The sequence below is a fragment of the Fodinicola feengrottensis genome (assembly GCF_010993775.1).
GTDB classification, from domain to species: Bacteria; Actinomycetota; Actinomycetes; order Mycobacteriales; family HKI-0501; genus Fodinicola; species Fodinicola feengrottensis.
This window is the reverse complement of sequence record NZ_WOTO01000003.1, coordinates 205,387-224,842: the sequence shown is the minus strand read 5'-3', so window position 1 is coordinate 224,842 and position 19,456 is coordinate 205,387. Positions and strand designations below refer to the sequence as shown.

28 protein-coding genes and 4 pseudogenes are annotated in these 19,456 nt (G+C 64.5%); 20 read left to right on the top strand and 12 right to left on the bottom strand.

Annotated elements, in window-relative coordinates:
• Positions 1-52: 52 nt before the first annotated feature.
• The gene (locus GNX96_RS04020; RefSeq protein WP_279579295.1) at positions 53-745 is read left to right on the top strand and encodes a helix-turn-helix transcriptional regulator; all 693 of its coding nucleotides are present in this window, start codon (positions 53-55) and stop codon (positions 743-745) included.
• Between the two features lie 7 nt (positions 746-752).
• On the opposite strand, the gene GNX96_RS04015 is transcribed toward GNX96_RS04020, so the two are convergent.
• The 4 genes and pseudogenes from GNX96_RS04015 to GNX96_RS04005 all read right to left on the bottom strand — a co-directional run bounded on the left by GNX96_RS04015 (position 753) and on the right by GNX96_RS04005 (position 3,943).
• Complete coding sequence (locus GNX96_RS04015; protein ID WP_163567037.1) at positions 753-1,109, bottom strand: nuclear transport factor 2 family protein; 357 nt, start codon at positions 1,107-1,109, stop codon at positions 753-755.
• Between the two features lie 608 nt (positions 1,110-1,717).
• Positions 1,718-2,752 carry an MFS transporter gene (locus GNX96_RS04010; RefSeq protein WP_279579294.1) on the bottom strand — a complete coding sequence of 345 codons (1,035 nt, stop codon included), beginning with the start codon at positions 2,750-2,752 and terminating at the stop codon, positions 1,718-1,720.
• A gap of 46 nt (positions 2,753-2,798) precedes the next feature.
• Positions 2,799-3,101 (bottom strand): annotated as a pseudogene (locus GNX96_RS48650) (MFS transporter); the annotation flags it as partial.
• Between the two features lie 257 nt (positions 3,102-3,358).
• Positions 3,359-3,943 (bottom strand): TetR family transcriptional regulator, encoded by a 585-nt coding sequence (locus tag GNX96_RS04005; RefSeq protein ID WP_279579293.1) that lies wholly within the window; start codon positions 3,941-3,943, stop codon positions 3,359-3,361.
• Positions 3,944-4,127: 184 nt separating this feature from the next.
• Between GNX96_RS04005 and GNX96_RS48645 the strand changes: the two genes are divergently transcribed.
• Complete coding sequence (locus tag GNX96_RS48645; RefSeq protein WP_279579292.1) at positions 4,128-4,289, top strand: hypothetical protein; 162 nt, start codon at positions 4,128-4,130, stop codon at positions 4,287-4,289.
• 100 nt (positions 4,290-4,389) lie between these two features.
• Here GNX96_RS48645 and GNX96_RS03995 read toward each other — a convergent pair whose 3' ends face one another.
• On the bottom strand, positions 4,390-4,554 hold the full coding sequence (locus GNX96_RS03995; RefSeq protein ID WP_163567035.1) for a hypothetical protein: 165 nt from the start codon (positions 4,552-4,554) through the stop codon (positions 4,390-4,392).
• A 204-nt stretch (positions 4,555-4,758) separates the two neighbouring features.
• Here GNX96_RS03995 and GNX96_RS03990 point away from each other — a divergent pair, with 204 nt between their 5' ends.
• From GNX96_RS03990 to GNX96_RS48625, 6 genes are all read left to right on the top strand, one after another.
• Positions 4,759-5,598 carry an aldo/keto reductase gene (locus GNX96_RS03990; RefSeq protein WP_163567034.1) on the top strand — a complete coding sequence of 280 codons (840 nt, stop codon included), beginning with the start codon at positions 4,759-4,761 and terminating at the stop codon, positions 5,596-5,598.
• Between the two features lie 43 nt (positions 5,599-5,641).
• On the top strand, positions 5,642-5,887 hold the full coding sequence (locus GNX96_RS03985) for a DUF3703 domain-containing protein (RefSeq protein WP_163567033.1): 246 nt from the start codon (positions 5,642-5,644) through the stop codon (positions 5,885-5,887).
• Between the two features lie 756 nt (positions 5,888-6,643).
• Positions 6,644-7,015, top strand: coding sequence for an SDR family NAD(P)-dependent oxidoreductase (locus GNX96_RS48640; RefSeq protein WP_279579291.1), 372 nt, complete (start codon positions 6,644-6,646; stop codon positions 7,013-7,015).
• The gene (locus GNX96_RS48635; RefSeq protein WP_279579290.1) at positions 6,988-7,395 is read left to right on the top strand and encodes an SDR family NAD(P)-dependent oxidoreductase; all 408 of its coding nucleotides are present in this window, start codon (positions 6,988-6,990) and stop codon (positions 7,393-7,395) included. The genes GNX96_RS48640 and GNX96_RS48635 overlap by 28 nt, the downstream gene beginning before the upstream one ends.
• Positions 7,396-7,936: 541 nt before the next feature.
• Positions 7,937-8,299: a TetR/AcrR family transcriptional regulator gene (locus GNX96_RS48630; protein ID WP_279579289.1), complete on the top strand. Its 363-nt coding sequence runs from the start codon at positions 7,937-7,939 to the stop codon at positions 8,297-8,299.
• A gap of 4 nt (positions 8,300-8,303) precedes the next feature.
• A complete protein-coding gene (locus GNX96_RS48625) occupies positions 8,304-8,567 on the top strand; it encodes a hypothetical protein (protein WP_279579288.1) in 264 nt (87 codons plus the stop codon).
• A gap of 182 nt (positions 8,568-8,749) precedes the next feature.
• On the opposite strand, the pseudogene GNX96_RS62445 reads toward GNX96_RS48625, so the two are convergent.
• A pseudogene (locus GNX96_RS62445) lies at positions 8,750-8,872 on the bottom strand (hypothetical protein); the annotation flags it as partial.
• A 380-nt stretch (positions 8,873-9,252) separates the two neighbouring features.
• Between GNX96_RS62445 and GNX96_RS03965 the strand changes: the two are divergent.
• The 7 genes and pseudogenes from GNX96_RS03965 to GNX96_RS62440 form a co-directional block, all read left to right on the top strand.
• Positions 9,253-9,684: an Rrf2 family transcriptional regulator gene (locus tag GNX96_RS03965; RefSeq protein WP_163567032.1), complete on the top strand. Its 432-nt coding sequence runs from the start codon at positions 9,253-9,255 to the stop codon at positions 9,682-9,684.
• A 100-nt stretch (positions 9,685-9,784) separates the two neighbouring features.
• Positions 9,785-10,531: an alcohol dehydrogenase catalytic domain-containing protein gene (locus tag GNX96_RS03960; RefSeq protein ID WP_163567031.1), complete on the top strand. Its 747-nt coding sequence runs from the start codon at positions 9,785-9,787 to the stop codon at positions 10,529-10,531.
• Entirely contained in the window at positions 10,521-10,808 is a 288-nt protein-coding gene (locus tag GNX96_RS03955; protein WP_163567030.1) for an MDR/zinc-dependent alcohol dehydrogenase-like family protein, read from the top strand. Before GNX96_RS03960 ends, GNX96_RS03955 begins: the two co-directional genes overlap by 11 nt.
• A 109-nt stretch (positions 10,809-10,917) precedes the next feature.
• Positions 10,918-11,172: an NAD(P)-binding domain-containing protein gene (locus tag GNX96_RS48615; RefSeq protein WP_279579286.1), complete on the top strand. Its 255-nt coding sequence runs from the start codon at positions 10,918-10,920 to the stop codon at positions 11,170-11,172.
• Positions 11,102-11,401, top strand: coding sequence for an NAD(P)-binding domain-containing protein (locus tag GNX96_RS48610; protein ID WP_279579321.1), 300 nt, complete (start codon positions 11,102-11,104; stop codon positions 11,399-11,401). The genes GNX96_RS48615 and GNX96_RS48610 overlap by 71 nt, the downstream gene beginning before the upstream one ends.
• Before the next feature lie 283 nt (positions 11,402-11,684).
• Entirely contained in the window at positions 11,685-11,858 is a 174-nt protein-coding gene (locus GNX96_RS48605) for a hypothetical protein (RefSeq protein WP_279579285.1), read from the top strand.
• Positions 11,855-12,562, top strand: a pseudogene (locus tag GNX96_RS62440) (enoyl-CoA hydratase/isomerase family protein); the annotation flags it as partial. The gene GNX96_RS48605 and the pseudogene GNX96_RS62440, both read left to right, overlap by 4 nt.
• 270 nt (positions 12,563-12,832) lie before the next feature.
• Here the strand turns inward: GNX96_RS62440 and GNX96_RS62435 are convergent.
• Entirely contained in the window at positions 12,833-13,432 is a 600-nt protein-coding gene (locus GNX96_RS62435; protein WP_344313700.1) for a TetR/AcrR family transcriptional regulator, read from the bottom strand.
• A 45-nt stretch (positions 13,433-13,477) separates the two neighbouring features.
• Between GNX96_RS62435 and GNX96_RS03930 the strand changes: the two genes are divergently transcribed.
• Positions 13,478-14,401: an SDR family oxidoreductase gene (locus GNX96_RS03930; RefSeq protein WP_313885574.1), complete on the top strand. Its 924-nt coding sequence runs from the start codon at positions 13,478-13,480 to the stop codon at positions 14,399-14,401.
• A gap of 224 nt (positions 14,402-14,625) precedes the next feature.
• Here the strand turns inward: GNX96_RS03930 and GNX96_RS03925 are convergent, their stop codons facing one another.
• Positions 14,626-14,799, bottom strand: a complete 174-nt coding sequence (locus GNX96_RS03925) for a hypothetical protein (RefSeq protein ID WP_163567028.1) — start codon at positions 14,797-14,799, stop codon at positions 14,626-14,628.
• Positions 14,800-14,815: 16 nt separating this feature from the next.
• On the opposite strand from GNX96_RS03925, the pseudogene GNX96_RS67055 reads away from it, so the two are divergent.
• Together GNX96_RS67055 and GNX96_RS03920 are read left to right on the top strand one after the other, a co-directional pair.
• Positions 14,816-15,028, top strand: a pseudogene (locus GNX96_RS67055) (transposase); the annotation flags it as partial.
• A 4-nt stretch (positions 15,029-15,032) separates the two neighbouring features.
• Positions 15,033-15,545, top strand: coding sequence for a 5'/3'-nucleotidase SurE (locus GNX96_RS03920; RefSeq protein ID WP_163567027.1), 513 nt, complete (start codon positions 15,033-15,035; stop codon positions 15,543-15,545).
• Here the strand turns inward: GNX96_RS03920 and GNX96_RS62430 are convergent.
• Entirely contained in the window at positions 15,475-15,666 is a 192-nt protein-coding gene (locus GNX96_RS62430; RefSeq protein ID WP_390623911.1) for a hypothetical protein, read from the bottom strand. The genes GNX96_RS03920 and GNX96_RS62430 overlap by 71 nt on opposite strands.
• Here GNX96_RS62430 and GNX96_RS03915 point away from each other — a divergent pair.
• The gene (locus tag GNX96_RS03915; RefSeq protein WP_279579284.1) at positions 15,653-16,090 is read left to right on the top strand and encodes a VOC family protein; all 438 of its coding nucleotides are present in this window, start codon (positions 15,653-15,655) and stop codon (positions 16,088-16,090) included. The genes GNX96_RS62430 and GNX96_RS03915 overlap by 14 nt on opposite strands.
• Positions 16,091-16,111: 21 nt before the next feature.
• Here the strand turns inward: GNX96_RS03915 and GNX96_RS03910 are convergent, their stop codons facing one another.
• Positions 16,112-17,119, bottom strand: a complete 1,008-nt coding sequence (locus tag GNX96_RS03910; protein WP_163567026.1) for an NADP-dependent oxidoreductase — start codon at positions 17,117-17,119, stop codon at positions 16,112-16,114.
• Between the two features lie 81 nt (positions 17,120-17,200).
• Positions 17,201-17,560: a DUF6596 domain-containing protein gene (locus GNX96_RS48595; protein ID WP_279579283.1), complete on the bottom strand. Its 360-nt coding sequence runs from the start codon at positions 17,558-17,560 to the stop codon at positions 17,201-17,203.
• Between the two features lie 398 nt (positions 17,561-17,958).
• On the opposite strand from GNX96_RS48595, the gene GNX96_RS62425 reads away from it, so the two are divergent.
• Entirely contained in the window at positions 17,959-18,513 is a 555-nt protein-coding gene (locus tag GNX96_RS62425) for a restriction endonuclease (RefSeq protein ID WP_390623910.1), read from the top strand.
• 284 nt (positions 18,514-18,797) lie between these two features.
• Here the strand turns inward: GNX96_RS62425 and GNX96_RS03895 are convergent, their stop codons facing one another.
• Positions 18,798-19,451: a hypothetical protein gene (locus GNX96_RS03895; protein WP_163567024.1), complete on the bottom strand. Its 654-nt coding sequence runs from the start codon at positions 19,449-19,451 to the stop codon at positions 18,798-18,800.
• Positions 19,452-19,456: the final 5 nt, after the last annotated feature.

Below are 19,456 nucleotides of genomic sequence, written 5' to 3'. Positions count from 1 at the left end.
GCCGAGGCGGGTCTTCCAGACGGCGGCAGTAGGCGGGTCGCCGGGCTGCGGCGTGAGGAAGTCGCGGTGCTCGCCGGCGTCGTCAGCCGACTACTACGCCCGCCTGGAGCAGGGCCGCGAGCGCAATCCGTCCGCCCAGGTGATCGACGCGATCGGTCGCGCGCTACGGCTCGATGGCGACGCCCGCGGGCATCTCTACCGGCTGGCTGGGCTCGGCCCGCGCATGGCGCCAGCCAGTTCCCGCGACCGAGTGGACCCGTCACTTCTACAGCTGCTCGAATCTTTTCCCACGTCGGCTGCGTACGTTCTGGGTCCTGCCTTTGATGTGCTGGCCACCAACGCCATCGCGTCCGCGTTGCTGGCACCGTTCGCCGGTACGCAGAACATGATCCGGGTGCTTTTTGAACACCCGCAGGCACGAGCGGTTTTTGTTCAGTGGACGATGGTGGCGCGCAGTTCGGTGGATGCTCTACGGTTGAATTCCGGCTATTACCCCAAAGATCCGGGGATCAGCGGCCTGGTCAGCGAGATGCTCGACAGCTCGGCCGACTTCCGTACGCTCTGGGAAGAGCAGAGCGTCGGCAGTCTGACCCGCGCGTTCAAGGTGTTCGTCCATCCGGAAGCCGGCCGGATCGAGCTGACCTATCAGACTTTCGATGTCCACGACGCACCCGGCCAGCAACTCCTGGTCGGCACTCCGGAACCGGGCAGCAAAAGCGCCGACGCACTGCTGGCGCTGATCTGACTCTGAGTCAGATTTGGTTGTTCCACATGCGAAACATGACGCACCGACCGTCGTCGTCGAAGGTCACGGTCCAAAGATTCTCAAAGGTGCCCAGCTTTTTGTAGACACCGGTGCCACGGACCGCTGCCGTGTCACCAGTGATCATCAGAATCTTCCAGTCAAAACTCCAACCACCCTCCTGCCACTGTTGCCTGCTGAGCCAGCCCTCCACAATCTCCGCACGGCCGACCCACGACGTTTCGTACGGCCATTCGTGGTATTCTGCGCCTTCGGCAAACAGCGCCTCAATATCCTCCGGCGCTGCCGTCTCCCAAGCCTCTATGTACTTCTTGACCCAAGTCTCCACCTGCGCGCGCGTTGTCATCTCGGTCTTCCCGCCTCGGATCGGTTCTGTTACTACAAGACTGCGGCATCCGCGGCGGCACCGGAAGGGCACATCTTCCTGGGTGCGCGGCACCCCAGGAACTACGTGGGTTTGCGAGCCATGAGGTAGCCACTCTGCGGCTTCTCCCGCTCGCCCGGTCCTGGAGAACCCGCGCGGTGATGGTGAACCCGGCCTCGCCGAGCAAGGCGGCCCAGCCGGTCCAGCGGCAGCCGATAGGACGCGTACGACACCGGACGGCCACCGTAGCCTTGGATTGGCCGCCGGACGTGCCTGTCGCCGACCACCAGGCCCATCAGCGGGGACGGACTCGCTCGTTTGTGTCGACGTCGAGGGCGAGGGCCCTGAACAGGTGTCGATTGTTCAGTGCCACCCTCCCTGTTTCAGTGACCCGCACGTCGTGCCGAGAGCGACTGCTGGCGTACGTCATCGGTCGTATCCCGCTCACGCGGTGTTTTGTTTGCCGGAACGCTTTGTCTGGCAAGTAGTTGGCGCCCGTACCAGTCCACTTTGTCGCTGGCTCTGTCAACGGCTCGATCGGCGTCGGCACCGCCCGCGCGCGCGCCACCGCGCGATCCTGACCCAGCACCTCAGTCGCATTTCAGGTGGTGATCCGCCATGAACGGTTTGGCGTGTTCGGCCGTCACCTGACGAGGTGCGGTTTTGTTGCCTTGGCCGGGGATGAGGATGGCAATGCCGATAGCCAACAGCGCGCCGACGAAGGCGATGAGGTAGGCGGTGCGGAATCCGGCCAGGCTGGGGATCAGAGTGTGTGCGAACGGGATGGTCAGCTGGGCCAGGATCGCGCCGAAGACGGCGCTGGCGATGGAGCTGCCGATGGAGCGCATCAGCGTGTTGATGCCATTGGCGGACGCGGTTTCCGATCGCGGTACTGCGGCGTTGATGAGTCCGGGCATCGCGGCGAAGGTGAACCCGATCGCCAGCCCGATGAGCGCGCCGGTCGCGACGATTCCCCACGCTTGGCCAATCAGCGCCTGCGCGGCGAGATAGCTGGCGGCGAGAATGGCGAGGCCCGTCAGGAGCGAGGTTTTTGGGCCGTACCTGGCGCTGACCCGGGCGGCCAACGGCGAGGATAAGAGCATCATGATGCCGGTGGGCATCATCAACAGGCCAGCTACTGCCAGCGGGAAGCCGAATCCGAAACCGGTGGCGGTCGGCAGCTGGAGCAGCTGGATGGGCACCAGTTGGATGGCGAACATCACGAATCCGGTGCTGATCGCGGCGAGGTTGGTCAGCAGGACCTGTCGTTTCCCGGTAGTACGCAGATCGACGAGCGGGTCGGTGGTCCTCAGCTCAAACAACCCCCAACCGATCAGCACGATGACCGCGAGGACGAGGCAGACGAGGGTAGGCAGGCTGGTCCAGCCCCATTCGCTGCCTTTGGAGATGCCCAGCAGCAGCAGTACGAGCGCGACGGACAAGCCGACCGCCCCGGCGAAGTCGAACTTTCCCCGCGTACGCAGCGGTGATTCGGGTACGACCAGCAGCACGAACAGCATGCCGAGTGTGCCGATGACGGCGGCTCCCACAAACAGAAAATGCCAGTTCGCGTACTGCACCACGACAGCGGCGACCGGCAATGCGAGCGCGCCCCCCCACGCCAAGCGATGAGCTCATCAGCCCCATCGCCGAACCGACCCGGTCCGCCGGAAGGACGTCTCGCATGATGCTGATTCCCAGCGGTATTGCTGAAAGCGCGCAGCCTTGCAGGGCGCGACCGATCAACACCGGAAGAAGTGAGGCCGAAACCGCGCAGACGATGGACCCGGCGATCAGCGCGGTCAGGGCGATAACGATTATCCGCCGTTTGCCGAACATGTCACCGAGTCGGCCCGCCACCGGCGTGAAAACCGCCGAGGCCAGCAGGGTGATCGTCAGTACCCAGGCCGCATCGGCCCGACTTGTGTGCAGCAGCGTGTGCAGGCTCGGCACCAGCGGAACGACCAGGGTCATCATGACCGACACGACGATGCCGGCCAAGGCGAGTGCTGCCACGATCAGCCCGCTGGGTCGCCCGGTGCCCGTTGTTTTTTTCATGGAAATCGTGTCTCCAACGGAAAATGGTGCGTGAACGACAGACCACTGGGGCCTGCCAAGAAATGGATATTCCGTCAGCCGGTGAGTGCTCAAGACGACGGTGTACGTGACCGTGCTATTCACTCAGTAAAAGGAAAAGATTTCGTCGAGGAATCCAGGGAGCCGCTCCTCGATCACTTTGTCCGCCTCGTCGTCGCCGCGGCCCAGGGTTGCCACGAAGAGCGCGACCAGCCCGTGCGCACTGACATAAGCGTGGGCGGCCGATTGTGCTTGGACAGGCGTAGGCAGTGGCCGGCGTCGGCGCAGCGTTGAAACGCCTGGGTGAGGTCATCGAGGACGCCGCGAACGGAGCTGTTGGTACAGCCGGTGGAGTACGTGGGCGGGGTATCGATGATCAGCCGATAATGGGCAGCGTGGGTGTAGCCGTACTCGCAGTAGGCACCCGCTTGAGCACGTGCCCGGCCGATCGCGTCGTCAGGTGCGACGCTCGCGTCCGCGGCGGCGATCGCCGTACGCAACTGCTGCACGAGGTGCTCTCTAATGTCGTCGATGAGAGCGGCCCGGTCCTTGAAGTGTTCGTAGATGCTGGCTGGGGCGACCACGACGGCACGCGCGACGCCGCGAATGGTGACGCCGTCCTCGCCGCCGAGGTCGGACAGCAACTGGCTGGCACCGGCGAGGATCTCAGTGTGTAGGTGCTCACCTTCGCCCCACCGGTTGCACAGCCTCGACTCGACCGGCTCTGTCCGATCCGACACTCCGCCATTGTGGTCAACGATGGTCCGGTTCGCGGCTATAGGGGCGCGCATGTCGGGTGCCGCCTCTCAGAGAGATGCGTTTCGCGAGTAGCGGATCGAAGTTGGCTGCGGGCGATGGCGTGTTGCCGGAGCAGCCGAGCTTGGCGCGGCACGTTCCAGGTGAGTGCAACGACGATCCGGTCCAGTGAGTTCACTGGACGCTCACGGCAATCGCCAGCGCGGGGCAGATCCGGGCAGCTTCACGTACGTCCTCGCGGTCGGCTTCGCCCGGGTTTTCCTGCAACAGTACGGCAATGCCGTCCTCTCGAATGCCGCGAAGTGCCGCCGGCGCGAATTTGGTCGTTGAAGTAGATCAGGATGAGGTAGGCGCGTTCGGCCCAGAGGCGGGGTGTCCGGACGATCTCGCGGGGGGAAGACACTCACTCCTACGGGCAGGTCGAGTGTGGTCAGCGGCGGGGCCGCGGCGGAGAAGCCTTCCCAGTAGAGCCGGGCGGACGAGGCCGCAGGCCGGTGAGCCGGTACACGGAGATGTCGTCGAGGATCGCGTCCAGTCCGAGCAGAGCCTCGGGGTTGTCGTCGAGCGCCCAGTGTCCATAGCCCTGGCCGCGCAAGCGCTCCCCTTGTACCAGCGCTGCTGTGCGGCGAGGTCAGCCGCGGAGAGGCTGAGGTGGTGGAAGCGGATGGCGAACTTGGACGTACCGGTCATGAGTGGTGCTCCTTCAGGTGGTGTCCGCCGTTGCCGACTTGTACAAATGTAGACGGCATCTATATTGTAGTCAATGTCTAGATAGGCCTGCCGCAACTTGGAGGATTGGATGAGTGACTTGATCGCTCCCGCTGTCACGCTCGACCGCGGGGTCACCATGCCGACCATCGGGTTCGGTACCGCACACCTGACCGACGAGACTGCGGCCCAGGCTCTCGAGAAAGCGTTTGCCGCCGGCTACCGGAAAGTCGACACCGCCACGGCTTACACCAACGAGACTGGTGTCGGCCTAGCCATCGCGGCGTCGGGCCTGCTCAGGGACGAGGTGTTCGTCACCACCAAGGTGTGGAACAACGACCAGGGCCGCGACGCCGTCCGTCCCGCCCTGTTGGCCAGTCTCGGCAGGCTGGCTCTCGACCATGTCGACCTGTATCTGCTGCACTGGCCCGCGCCAGCTCTCGGCCGGTTCATCGAGAGCTACCAGGTTCTCGAGCAGCTCCGCGACGAAGGTCTGACGCGGGCGATCGGTGTCTCCAACTTCCAACCGCACCACCTGCGACAGCTTCTGTCGGCGACGACAGTCACGCCTGCGGTCAACCAGATCGAACTACACCCATACCTGCAGCAGCAGGAGTTGCGCGCCCTCCATGACGAACTCGGAATCGTGACCGAAGCCTGGTCACCACTCGGGCAGGGCTGTCTGCTGAACGACCCAGTGCTGCTCGACATCGCCCACCAAAGAGCAGTGACGACGGCGCAGGTCGTGCTGGCCTGGCACCTGCAGCGCGGCACAGCCGTGATCCCCCGCTCGCAGGACCAGGCACGCATCCGGGCCAACCTCGCCACCCTCGACGTCGCTCCGCTCGACGAGGCCGACCTCTGCTCGATCGACAAGCTCGACCAGGACCGCCGGCTCGGCCCACATCCCGACGAATTCGACGGGCGATGACGAGCGGCCCCAATTTCCTTGAAGAGAAAAGAAAAAAGACATCGTGGAATACGACCAAGAAATGGAAGCCGGACAGGCACGCATGGCAGTGCGCGACTGGGCCACCGGATACCAGCACTTCCGCCAGGCACACGACCTCGGCCACCCCGTCCGCGGCCGGCACCTCACAGCACACCGGGCAGCGCTCAAAGCTGCCCGCCGTGCGCGTCATCCCGGCCGCGTCCTTTACCAGCTGGTCTTCCTTGGTTTCGCCAGCATCACCTCGCGTGACGGCAAACCCCATCAGTAATAGCCGCCACGGGCGGTGGGGGGGGCGGTCAGCGCGGCAGCCGCGCTCGAGAAGAGAGAACGATCACGGCTCCGACATGATCGTTGTTCGCGCAAAGTCGCTGACTGAGGCTCGCGCAATCTCAGAACGCCGCCGTTCATTCATGGCCTCCGCGCGTACGACTTCACCGAAAAAAACACACGTTGATGCACGAACTTGACGACCTTTGTCCGTCAATCTGATTGGCTGAGTCAGGATGATGTCTGTCGTGACCATGGACGTGAACCGCGGATCAGCAGCGAATGGTAGCTATTCATACTGAAGCTCGCGCGTAGACGGGCTGAGTTTGGATCTGCCGATGAAGCCGTTCGAGATCGAAGAGTCCTTACGGTATGTGGGTCACTGTGTCACGACGTAGTTCTTGCCTGGACGTTGCGCGCGGAGCCCGTGGACGAGCGTGTGGATTGTGCCTGAGACCACCGTCTCGACAGGACGGTCACCGGTCATGCCACTTGCGACGATCGTCGCAAGGCCCTGTTTCCGTGATGGTAGCGGTCTGCGGTCTGATCCATAGGGCACGTGTAGTCGATGACTACAATGTAGGTATTGACTACATGTTAATGAGCGGTGAAAACTGGCGGCCAGAGTCAGCCTGCTGTTGACGCTCATCAGCCTCCGTGGCGGCGCAACCACCAAAGTTTGCGACAGTTGCCGTCGTAACTAAATGTGTTATGTTGAGATTGATGTAACCAAAACTATTACAACAAGGAGTTGGATATGAGTAAGCCGCTGGCGGGCAAGGTCGCGCTGATCACCGGAGGCTCCCGTGGGCTAGGCGCCTCGACTGTCCGGTTGCTGGCCGGACAGGGCGCGGACATCGCGTTCACCTACGCGAGTTCCGCGGCCAAGGCGCAGGCCGTGATCGACGAGGTGCGGGCACTCGGCGCGAAGGCGGTCGCCTTCCAGATCGATCACGCAGACACGAGTCAGGCTCCGGCGCTTATCGACAACGTCGTCGCGGCGTACGGCGGCCTCGACATCCTGGTGAACAACGCGGCGATCTCCGTCGAGCAGGGCCGTACGGTCGACGACCCGAACGTCGACACCGCGGCGCGGGACGGATGCACGCGATCAACTACCTCGGGGTGATCGCGGTCATCCGCGCGGCCGTCAAGGTACTCCGGGACAACGGCCGGATCATCACCGTCAGCTCCGGTCTCGGCACCCGCGTCGGCGTCCCCGGCCTGGCCGACTACTCCGCGACCAAGTCGGGTATAGAGCGGTACACCCTCGGCGTCGCCCGCGACCTCGGCCCACGCGGCATCACCGCGAACGTCGTCGAGGCCGGCCTGATGGAGAGCGGGATGGCGCCGGACCCAGAAGTTCTGAAGATGATGCTCAGTAGCCTTTCCATCCAGCGCGTCGGCCACCCCGACGAGATCGCTGCCGCCATCGGCTTCCTCGCCGGCCCCACCGCCACGTACATCACCGGCGCTGTCCTCGACGCCCACGGCGGCTACAACGCCTGAGACCGCAGGCTCCTCCGGAAGGCAAGGACAGCAAGCGGGAGCTGCTCGCCGCGTAGAATGACGCGGAACGTGTACTGGTTGAGGGTCTGCTCCCGGTCGAACGGCAACGGCACGACGCCGACCAAGCCCCCGCCGATGCCGTTCGGCACCGCCCGAACAGCGTGGGAACGACGTACTCCAAGCCGTCCTGGCAGTCCCCGCTGACCCTCAGTCGGCAACGCGGACGGCACCCGAAGCCGCAGTCAAGGCATCGATCGTGGAGACCGTGTCGTTGGTAATCGGTTGCCCGCGGCAGGGGTGGCTACAGTCGACGCGCGCGCCTGCAAGGGCTCCAGCCCTGACCGCGTCAGCTAAGCCGAGCTGTTGCCTGCCACTCCTGGACGCCCACTCCGCCCTGGTCGCGGGCCTGCGTTCCCTCGGGCATCGCCAATCTGCACCCGCTCGGCGACCCGGCCGGCGATCACCGTCGTGAGCGTGTGCAGGTCTGGGATGCACAGGTTGATGTAGGCAGTGACCATATAGAGTATACGCTCGCTTGATGATGAGCGTGTCGGCCGAGAGGTCCCCTTATCACCACGGCAACTTACGCGAGGCGTTGTTGGATCGCGCAGAGCGGAAGCTGGAGGTGGCGGGTGTGCAAGGTTTGTCCTTGCGGGAACTGGCGCGCGAACTCGGAGTAAGCCATGGTGCGCCCCGCCCGCATTTTCTTGACAAGCAGGCACTGTTGGACGCGTTGGCGGCCAGAGGACTGGAGCGGCTCGGCGTCGCGCTGGATGAATCACTGAGCGAAGCCGAGGGCAGTTTCACGGATCGTTTGGAGATTTTCGCTGCCACGTACGTTGAATTTGCCACTCGTCGACCGGCGATGCTGAAGTTGATCTCTCGCCCGCAAGGAGCAACCTGACGCGGTGGCGTTGCGCGCAGCCAACGACCGTGCGTTCGCGGCACCAAAGGCCTTGATCGCAACTGCGCGCGTTACTGGAGAAATCGACAGCGACGATCCTGACCGGACAGCGATGGCGGTGTTGGCGACGTTGCATGGGTTGGCGTCGTTGGTCACCAACGGAATGCTGGGAGACCGCAAGATCGAGGCAGTCGTCTCGGGCACGATCCACACACTCGTGGAAGGTCTTCGCCCACGCCGCCGCATGCGGCACCGCAAACGGGCTTGATCGTCGCGTCGCATTCTGGGACCTTTTACCGAGGAAGCCTTGGTCGCTGTCAGTTGGAAAGGCCTGTCCGGGATGGGGCGGTCACCATCGGCGTACACCCTACGGGCGCTGTTCGGAACGGTCGTGTTCGTGATCATCCCCAGCTTCTCCACACTGACCTCCGCGACGTCGCCCGGTTTCAACAGCCATGGCGGCGTTCGGGAGGGAGCCCACGCCCGACGGTGTGCCGGTCCCGAGGAGGTCACCCGCCGCAGGGTGAACGTCTTCGACATCAACGACAGCGTCGTACCGACGTCGTAGACCATCTCGTCGCTGCCGCCCTCCTGGGCGAACTGGCTGTTCACCCGCGTCTCAAGCCGGTACGTAGATCACCGACCGCGTCCGCGGGCACGAGCGGGCCCAGCGGGCCGGACCGGTTGGCGTTCTTACCCAATGTCCACTGGGAGGTGGCAGAGCAGATCAAGCCCCACCTCGTGGTCCGTCGGAACACCCGCGCGGACGGTCCGCGACTGAGCAAACTCATCGCTGCTCTGCGTTGCGTGTACAAAGTGGCAACGCGCTAAGAGGGCGCGCGGCCGGCTCAAATCTGGCGGATATCGCTGTGCGGTACATGGCCCGCCCCGCAGCTTGCGAGGGGCGGTCGTAACGTTTATGGTTACGTCGTGACCGGGAAGCGAAGGCCGACGTGAGCGCCAACAGTCGACTGACTGTCGCCGCACATGCCCTGACCTGGATCGGGCTCTATCAGCGTCGCGGCCACGAGGTCGCGACCTCCGAGCAGATCGCCACGAGTGTCAACACCAATCCGGTGGTGATCCGCCGCCTGCTGGCCGAGCTGCGCAAAGCCGGCCTGGCTGACTCCCGCCGAGGCGCCGGCGCCGGCTGGACGTTGTTGCGCGACTTGGCGGCGATCACTCTGCTCGACGTGTACGAGGCGATCGAGCCGGGGCCAATCTTCGCCCTGCACCGATCTCCACCTGACCCCGAGTGCGTTATCGGCAATGGCATCGGACCGGCGATGGCCGCGGTCTACGACGGAATTGAGGCCACACTGCGCGCGGAGTTGGCGAGAACCACGCTTGAGGACGTGCTGAGGGACATTCTGAAAGGCGCTTAACCGACCACCTTGGTCACTGGAGATGGATTCCTGCGGCCATAGATGTAACAAGAATGGTTACGTCTGCTTGGAATCATCCGGATAGTACGGAGGAAAAACCGTGAGAAGTGTGATCTTCAGTCAAGCGGGTGATGCGGCGTCCGTGGCTCGGGTGGCGGATGTTCCGGACGCGCCGGCGCCACGGGCCGATGAGATCCAGTTGCGGGTCAGTCTGTCGCCCGTGCACAGGGGAGACCTGGTCGGCACCGAAGCTGTCTCGCTCCCGGCTGATGAGTCCCGTCATGTTCGGTTGGGCAGCGAGGCTGTTGGAGTGGTGACCACGGTCGGCGATGCGGTGTGCAACCTCCGGGTCGGCGACCGGGTCGCGGTGTTTCCGGCGCCGGGTGCCTGGGCCGAAAGCGTGACGGTGCCGGCCGAAGCCGCCGTGAACGTGCCGGAGACGGTCAGCGACGAGATCGCGAGCATCCTGCTCGTCAACACCATCACCTCGCGAGACGTACTCCGCGCCGTCAGCGACCTGCGCGGCACAACCGCTACCGTCGACGACACCCCTCTCGTGGTGTCCGCGGCGGCGTCCGCAGTGGGCAAGCTCGTCGTGCGGCAGGCCCTGGACCGACGCTGGCCGGTGATCGCGGTCGTCCGCAGCGACCGCTCCGCGGCAACAGTACGCAAGCTCTTCCCCGACGTCCCGGTCGTGGTGACCGGCAACGACGGGTGGCAGGGCGAGCTGCGCGGATCTTGTTGGTGCGAGGCAGCTGCCGGTCATCGCCGATGCTCACGGTGGCGGTTTCGTACGGGAGATCCTGCCGTTCCTCGCCGACGCGGGAACCCTGGTCGTGTGGGGTGACCTGGCGGCGCGGCCGTGGACGCTGTCGACCTCGGACCTGCTGCCACGTGAGCTGCGGGTACGCGCCGTGAGCATCTCACGCTGGATGACCCGTCCCGCCGACGTCCGCGAAGACGACCGGCGGGCCGCCGCCGAGCTCGCCGCGCACCACCCCGAATTACTCGCCGTGCACGCCGCGTACCCGCTGGACGACCTGCGTGCGGCCATCGACGCCGCGCGTACCAACGGCACGGGCGCCGCGTTGCTCGACATCAACGGCCGGCAAACCAGCAAATAACGAAGGAGGCATTCCGCCGTGGAATTCATGACCATCGGCACTCTTGGCGCGGGAGCGGTGGCGCAGGCAGTGGCCAGGCACGCCGCTCGAGCGGGCCACCCGGGTACGCATGAGCAACAGCCGTGGCCCCGAAACTCTCGGCGACCTCGTCGCCGCCATCGGACCTGGTGTGACAGCGGCCACGTTCGAGGAAGCAGTAGCGGCGGACCTGATCCTGCTGGCGGTCCCGTTCGGAGCAGTTCCCGCGATCGGGCAACGGTTGGCGGACTGGACGGGGGCGGGTGGTGGTGGACATGACGAACCAGTTCGCACAGTCCGATCCCTATCGTGGTTTCGCCGACGTGTCGCCGCTGACCGGCAGTGAGTGGGTGGCCGAACAGCTGCCGGGTGTCACTCTGCTCAAGGCCTTCAACGCGATGTTCGCCTCCTATATGGCCGCCGATCCCCGCCACGGCGAAGGCAACCAGGCCGTGTTCGTCGCCGGCGACGACGAAAAACGGCCAAGGCGGCCTTCGCCGGGACAGTCAGCGGCTTGGGTTTCGCGCCCGTCGATCTCGGTGCGCTTCGTGCGGGCGGTGCGCTCATGCAGCTAGGCGGACCACTGAGCGGTAAGCACTTCCTGCTCCAGGGATAAGAACCCGAAACAATTCGTGATTTCCAGTTGAAAGGAAGGAATGATGGCAACAGATCCGCGGACCTCGCGGGCCGTGGCAACAGCATTTTTGGAGCGTCTCGGCAAGCAGGACCAGGACGGCATCCAGGAACTGTTCGCGTCCCGGGATCGACCGGCTCGTCCCGGGAAGCGACACGCTGCCCTGGACCGGCCGTCGCACCCGCCGGGAAGACGTCGCACCGTACTTCACCACCCTGTGGTCGGTGTTCGCGCCGGGCAAAAGCAAAGTTGCCCTGGAGCGCACGATCGTCGAGGACGGCGAAATCGACCGTATGCACCTCTACAAGGACACGCTGACTGCCGACCGGGCACTCAACGCCGGCGGACTCACACCAGCACGGGATTGGACATCAGCAGGCGAAAGGCATGACGCATGAAAACCGTGCGGTTCGAACAACAGGACGCGGTCGGGAGCATCATCCTGGTCAACCCGCCGGAGCAGGAGCTGGGCCGGCGGTTCGCCGACGACCTCGCCAATGCCGTGCACGAAGCGAGTGACAGTGACATCAAGGTGCTCGTCGTCCGTACGGAAGGACCCAACTTCGGCACCGGCGGAAACGTACCTGAATGGCCTGGCAAGAGCGCCAGTTGGTTCCGCACCTTCATTGCCGAGGTGAACCAGTCGTACGCGGCCATCGAGGCGCTGCGAGTGCCCACGGTCGCGTCGGTCCGGGGCAGGACGATCAGCGGTCACTACGAGCTCGTCCTTCGCTGCGACCTGATCGTGGCCGCCGAGGACGCCACTTTCACCTGGGTGGAGGCGACGACCGGCATGGCCCCACTGGCCGGCGGTGTCCAGCGCCTGGCCGAACGCATTGGCCGCGGCCGCGCCGCTGCGCACGTCATGCTCGGCGAGACGATCACTGGCGTCGAGGCCGGACGGATCGGCCTCGCGGCCCGTGTCGTCCCTGAGTCCGCACTCGACCACGAAGTGCGGGCCATCGCCCAGCAGCTCACCGGCCACTCCAGGCAGGCGAACGCCGCGATCAAGTCCCTGCTCAAGGCATGGGCGGGGAGCGGGACGCCCGGGGCGGACGCCATTGCACTCGACCTCACGATGGACCTGTTCGAAACCGACGAGGCTCAGGAGAACTTCCGCAGCAGGACAAGCAGGCAGCCGAGTCGGCGAAGGCGTCAACGGCGGCGAACGGGTGACCAACGACGCCAGCCCCTGCTCGCCGACGGCAGGTTGGTCGTCACCCGTCACATTCGTCCGGGTGCGGGCCGAGCCGGTGGTCCAGGTCACGCTTGTCGATCGAGTTCAGATCGGCGTCGTCGAGTGGGGCGAGGACGATCTCGAGCATGGCGAGATTGGGCCGCATCCAGTCCGGGTCTTATGACCGGTCCGCGCTCAGTCCCGTGGCCGAAGTCCTTCGATCAGTGCGTGAACAGTGCCGGTCACCAATTGGTCGATGGAGCGGTTACCGGCCATGCGTCCGACCACCAGAGTGGCGAGTCCTTGGAGGACGGCGAGGATCGCCATCTCGACGCGATCCCGGTCGGAGTCATCGATCTGACCGCGCTTGCAGGCTTCCTCAATCAGTCGCACAGGCGCACCGAACGCCCGCTGGTTCGCTTCTCGCAGCTCTTGGTTCGTAGCGTCTTCCTTGCGCAGGAACATCAGCTCGAGCAGCTGTGGACCGTTACTGGCGAACCGCACGTACGTGGTGGCGAACGCGGTCAGCTGGCGGGCGAAGTCCTCGTCAGTGTGGTCGAGGGCCGCGTCCAACTGCTCACCAAGGCGGTCGAGACCGACCACGGCGAGCGCGTCGAGCAACGACTGCTTGTCGGGAAAGTGCCGACGGGGCGCACTGTGGCTGACGCCGAGCTCGCGCGCGAGCTCACGCAGCGACAGCCCTTCGATACCGGATTCCCGGATCCTGCGTACCGCCGCGTCCAGCAGGGCAGCGCGCAGGTTCCCATGGTGGTACGGGCCCTGACTCGATGACATGCGTTCAGCGTACCAACGATGTGCCCATTGACAACATTGTAGGCGGTGACTACTTTTGTTGATGTTCGTTCCCATACCACCGAAGAGGATGCTGACAATGGCTTCATCGACCTGGTTCATCACTGGAGCCGGTTCCGGCCTTGGACTGGAGTGACACGACAACTACTCGCGCGTGGCGATCGTGTCGCCGCGACGAATCGCGCGCCGGCAGCTGAGGTCGGCTTGGCCGAGCTCGTCGATCGGTACGGCGACCGCCTGTGGACCGCGACTGTCGACGTGACTGACGCTGCGACCGTCAACCACGAAGTCGGCCGGGCATTCAACGACTTGGGCCGGATCGACGTGGTGTTCTCCTGCGCCGGGTTCGGCGTACTCGGCGCCGCGGAGGAGCTGTCCGAGGATCTGCTCACGCGGCAGATCGAGGTCAACCTGATGGGTGCCATCCGGGTCGTCCGCGCGACTGTTCCGCGCCTGCGCGCGCAGGGCGGTGGGCGCATCATCCAGATGTCCAGTTCGGGTGGTCACGTGCCGGACCCGGCCATGAGCGTCTACAACGCCACGAAGTTCGGTGTGGAGGGCTTCCTGGAGTCCGTGGCGATGGAGGTGGCGCCGTTCGGGATCGGGGTCACCCTGATCGCGCCGGGCGGCGTACGCACCGGGTTCAACGCCCACATAGTCCAAGCGCAGCCACTTCCCGCCTACGCCGACGGCGTCGTGGGGATGACCCGAGCCGCGCTTGGTGGAGGTCTCTCACCGGAGGCGATGCGGCACGCGATTCCGGGTGATCCGGTCCGGATCGCCGCCGCGATCATCGACTCCGCGTCAGTCGACCCCGCGCCGCGCCGCCTGGTGTTGGGAGGAGCCGCGTACGAAGCGGTCACCGCGGCACTGCAGAACAAACTCGACGCATTGCGAGCTCAGAAGATGCTCGCAATGAGCACGGACGCCGACGACGTCCGAGAACACTGATATCGGCTGGTGTGGAATATCGGCAAGTGTTCGATATCCCGCCGATTGATCGGACGAACGTGTTCGCGCGGGACAACCCGATTTCCGCGCGCTGGTGCAAGCGAAAGGTGAACGCCCGATACGGTACGAACCCTCTATGCCGACTGCTGTGACTATGTTGGCGCCAAACGCTATCGATCGATGTGGTCTGGGGCACATCTAATGCAGATAGATTTGTTTGTAATTTACTCCGCCTGGCGCGTGAGATCGGCGATCTCGGTGGCGGCGAACAGGTGCGCCATCTGGGAGGTGATATTGCAGATCTTGTCGATGATCTCGTCTGCGGTTGCTGTCCACTTACTGAGTACACAGTCGAGGTTCCAGTTGGCGACAAACGAATTGATGTCGTCTGCGAGCATCTTCACCGAAGTATGCGTGCCCTTCCTAAGGAACAGTTTCCGTTACTCCAGCAGGAAATACTGGTCCAGATCGCCGCTGACCTCAAACCCGTCTACACAGCGCCATCCGAGGCCGCCGCACTGGACCGGTTCGCTGACTTCAGCGAGAAATGGGAATTGAAATCCCCCCGCGATCGTCAGCCTGTGGACAGATGCCTGGGCCGAGTTCGCGCCGTTTCTGCAATTCGACAACGATGGCCCGGCTGGGCGCTTTCGGAGCGCCGCCGTGGTGCGTGCTGGCCAGCATCGATCTCGGGCCGAACACTGGCAGGTCCATCCTGCATTCCGGTACTGTCTGCGCCGCCCTCACGGCCGCATCACTGGGCATATCCGGGTTGGCGGTCAGCATCGACGCTACCGAGCCACAGCACCTCCACACCGCTGCCGGCGTCGCAGCCAAGGCCACCGAATGGCTGCCGGCCGCCCGTAAAAGGACCGTAGTCAACATCAACGTGCCAGACCTGCCGGCCGAGGAGTTGGGTGGGATCCGGCACGCCCGGCTGGCCGCCTTCGGGCGGGCCCGCCGCGACTGGAACGCCGGCGACGCCACCGTCAATGTCGAGCCGACCGAGCTGCCACTCGACCCCGACACCGACGAGGGCCTGCTCGACGCCGGTTTTGCCACCGTCACGCCGATCACCGACGTACAGGCCGTCGCCGACGACTCCGCCGCGGCTGCGACAGCGAGTACCAGCCTGCGCGCCTGACAGTCGTCGCCGCATAACGCCCGAGCCGGCGCGGACAGTTCGTGAACAGGGCCTGGCCGGCCTCGGCGAGCGCGGGTGAACGGGTTTTGTCCAGCCCGGCGACGAAGGTGAGTTCGAACAGCGCCGGCCGGTCGGCGGCGAACTGGACGTACGCCGCGGCGAAGGCCGCCAGCTTGTCGGTCGCGGACCTGAATGCGCAGCGTGCCTGGTATCAGCGGGCGCTCGGCCTGCATGAGGTCATCGAGGAGTTCCAACTCGACGAGCCAGCTGTGCGCACGGTCGTGCTGCGGTCCGGTTCGGGCGTACGCCTGGAACTCATTGAACGAGCTGGCGCGAGCAGGAACCGCGACTATGTCGATCCGCTGGACGCAGCGAGCACGCTGGGGTTCGGGCACTGGGCGGTGTCGGTCCGCGATCTTGATGCGGCATTCGCCGCCATCGTCGCGGCCGGAGGTGTCGGGGTGTGGCCGCCGGTCGACGCAGTGCAGCCGGGCGCGCTCGGTTTGCCTACGTCAAGGATCCGGAGGGAAACCTCATCGAACTGATCCAGCCACCGGCAACGACGGTCACTTCTCCAGAGTGACAACAATCTTTCCCTTTGCCCGCCCAGATTCCAGGTAGGTCATGGCTTCGGCGATATCCTGGAACGCAAACGTACGGTCCAAGACGACCTCAAGTTTGCCGCTGTCGAGAAGCCCGGCGAGCAGGGTGAGGTCGTCCCCGCTGGGATGCATCAGGAGATATCGATAGGTGATGCCGCGCCGGCGAGCTTTCCGGCGCGTACCGATGCTGATAGCCCAGAACAGCGCCGTCAGCAATATACCCGCTTTGAGGTCCAGTCGAGCGGTGGCCGGCTCTGGACGGCCGGCAACCGACACTATTTTGGCGCCCGGCTTGAGAATCCTGAAGGCTCGATCCAGCGTCTCGCCGCCGATGAGCTCGAAGGCTCCGTCGTAGCCATGCAGGAGGTCGTCGAACTTTTCCGTCGTGTAGTCGACGATCACGTCCGCGCCGAGCCTCTTCGTCAGTTCGGCACCGCGGACCGACGCGGTGGTGGCGACCTCCGCGCCCAGCCACTTGGCGAGCTGGATGGCAAAAGTCCCGACGCCGCCGGCGCCACCGGAAATGAAGATCTTCGAGCCCTTGGCCACGGCCAGTTCGTCCCGGAGCGCCTGCAGAGCGGTCAAACCAGCCAGTGGTACGCCCGCGGCCTGCTCGAACGTGAGCGACGACGGCATCGCCGCGAGGAGGTCCTCGGCGACGACGGCATATTCGGCAAAGGCGCCCATCTGGCTCTTGTCCACTCGCGCGTACACCCGGTCGCCTGTCGAGAACCGGCTCACGCCGGACCCGACCGCGCTCACCACACCCGCAAGTTCGTTGCCAGCGACAGCTGGAAAAACTAGCCGGTTGATGAGTCGTACGCTGCCTTGGCGGGTCTTGTAGTCGATCGGGTTCAACCCCGCGGCGCGTACCTGGATCTGCACCTGTCCTGGGCCGGGCGACGGCGCGTCCACCTCCCGTAACTCCATCGCAGAAGAATCGCCGTATCCGGTGAAGACGTAGGCGCGCATTCTTCCTCCCAGGTTCGATGTTAGCGCCGTCCACATTAACGACTCCATGTGAGCAGTGTCAACATCTGCCGCCGGCGACCTCTATGCGACGGACTGGGGCCAGGGCTTTGGCGTTGACAGCGGTAGTTTGCCAATATTTTTAGGGCTTTCTCCTGAAGGTGAGGTTGGTTTTATGAGCGGGTGTGTGTGTGACGGGCCGAGCTCCAGTTCTGTCAGAGTCGGGACCCCGAGCCGGACCGCCTCGGTCGCCAGCTCGGTGCGTACCAGCGCGGCGGCGCCGCCGGCCGCGTAGCCCTCGTTGAAGATCAGGTAGACGGTCGCCGCGCCGCCGGACAGCCGGCTGGGCAGCTCGGCCGGCTCCCGCACCCGATACGGGATGGCGGCCTGCCGGATCTTCTGCTTGGCCCAGGTCGGCCGCTTGGCCATCGTCGCCTCGGGCACCAGCAGGCCGCGGGCGGGCGACCTCGCCAGTGGACAGGCCGCCCAGGGTGCGAAGGGCGAGTGACGAGGTGTTCAAGAGTGTCCTACCGGCTATCGTGGTATTCCGATCGTGACTGGTTTGATAGTCAAGGTGGGAGGGGCGTGATCCGGCGGTGGCCGACGACCGCACAAGGCCGATCCTCGTGGCTGGTGATGGATCTGATGGACGAACTTGCAGGACGATTGTTGACTTGTTGCGCAACGCCGGTGTCTCGGCTGAGGTCGTAGTCTATTCTGAAGGTTCGATTGATCATTGGGTCGAACAGATTCGTGACGGTCTGGGTGACTATAGTTGTTTGCTGTTCGTGCTTAGCGATGCTTCGCTCGTTGCAGTCTGGCCATCGGTTGGCCGAGAGCTGATGCGAACCCGGGAGCTAGACGATCGTGCAGTGACCTTTGTTTGTGCCAGAATTGCGGGGACTCACACTCCTGCGATGTTAAATGCTTTTCCTGTTGTCGAAATTGGCGCGACCGGAAAAGGGCTGCCGGAGTTAGCGGAAAGGCTCTCCAATCTCCTTTCGCTCGACTTTCAGCGGCTCGAGCCAAGCGCCTTTGAATCTATGATCCGCCAACTACTCGAGCGGCGGACTAGTCTTAGGTTTGTCGAATTACCGGCAGACCAGTACGGGTTCGACTTCGCTATGCGTCCAACCGGTCCGCCCGAGCGCCAAGCCACGGCGCAATTGGTCGTTGAGGTGAAAAGGTGCCGACACCGGGTCGGTCCTGAGGTTATCAGGCAGTTTGCGTCTATGGTCGCGTCGCAGACAGTCCCGTCCCGAGGTTCATCCGGCTCCTGGCACCGCTCGACCATTTTGTCGCCAGTCTCGTCACCGACGAGAGTCGCCCGACGGAATGGGGCGAGTGGCTATTCCCCGGCACGAAAGCTGGACAGGCGCGCAGCGCGGCCCGTATGAAAGTCCGACTCCACCACATTGGACTCAAACCAGGTCCTCAGCGCTCTCGCGCACTCATCCACCTCGCCCAACGCATGGAAGCGCCCCTCCTAGCGCGCACCCCCTGGGCCTACACCCCAGTACCGCCATCCGGTGGTCGGAACTGGTTGGACGCAGCTACGGCGGCTATGTCGGCCGCTCAGCCCACCAAGACCCCCCGATAGACGGCTGACCCCGCGCGGCCCGCTCCGCGCCGGCCGATCAGGATTGCCTGAACCGGACTCTTGGCGGCATTGCGGGGTTAGTTAGGTGAACTGAATGTCGAGGACGGCGTGCAGCTCGATGCCGTTGGGGGCCACCCCGGTTTGTCCATGCAGGAAGTCGAAAAACCCGACACCGGTGACGGTGACCGGCACGTTGACGGTGTGGAAACTGCCAGTCGGGGTGTATTTGGCGTTGAACTCGGTACGCGATTTCTGGATGCTGGTCCGAAGTGGGCTGCTGTTGCCCACGCAGGTCGGATCCGGGATCTCACTGATCATGGTGTGCCCGACGCCATCGGCAAGCACCAGGTGGTAGTCGGAGTCGGCTTCCAGCTTGTATTTCGTCAACGTCGCCGCCAGCTGGTAGACCGTCGTCTCGGTCGGCGTGACCCGGGAATTCGAAGGCAACGACGACGGCGCCGTCAACGCGTCCAGGGCAGCGATCGTGGTCGGCGTCGTCGACTGCAACGTGATCTTCCCGGCGTCGGCATCCGTACCGGTCTTGACCGACCACCGCTCCACTCCGCAACTGCCGGAGGCGGCGTTCACGTTGGCCACCACCGCTTCGACTTCCTCGGCATCAGGTTCGGAGCTGCGCACATTGGAACTAACGGCAGGCAAAGCCACCGCGCCAAGACCGACCACCACCGCGCCGGCCACGACACCGATCAGGGTGTAGCGCTTCCACCGTTGCATGACAC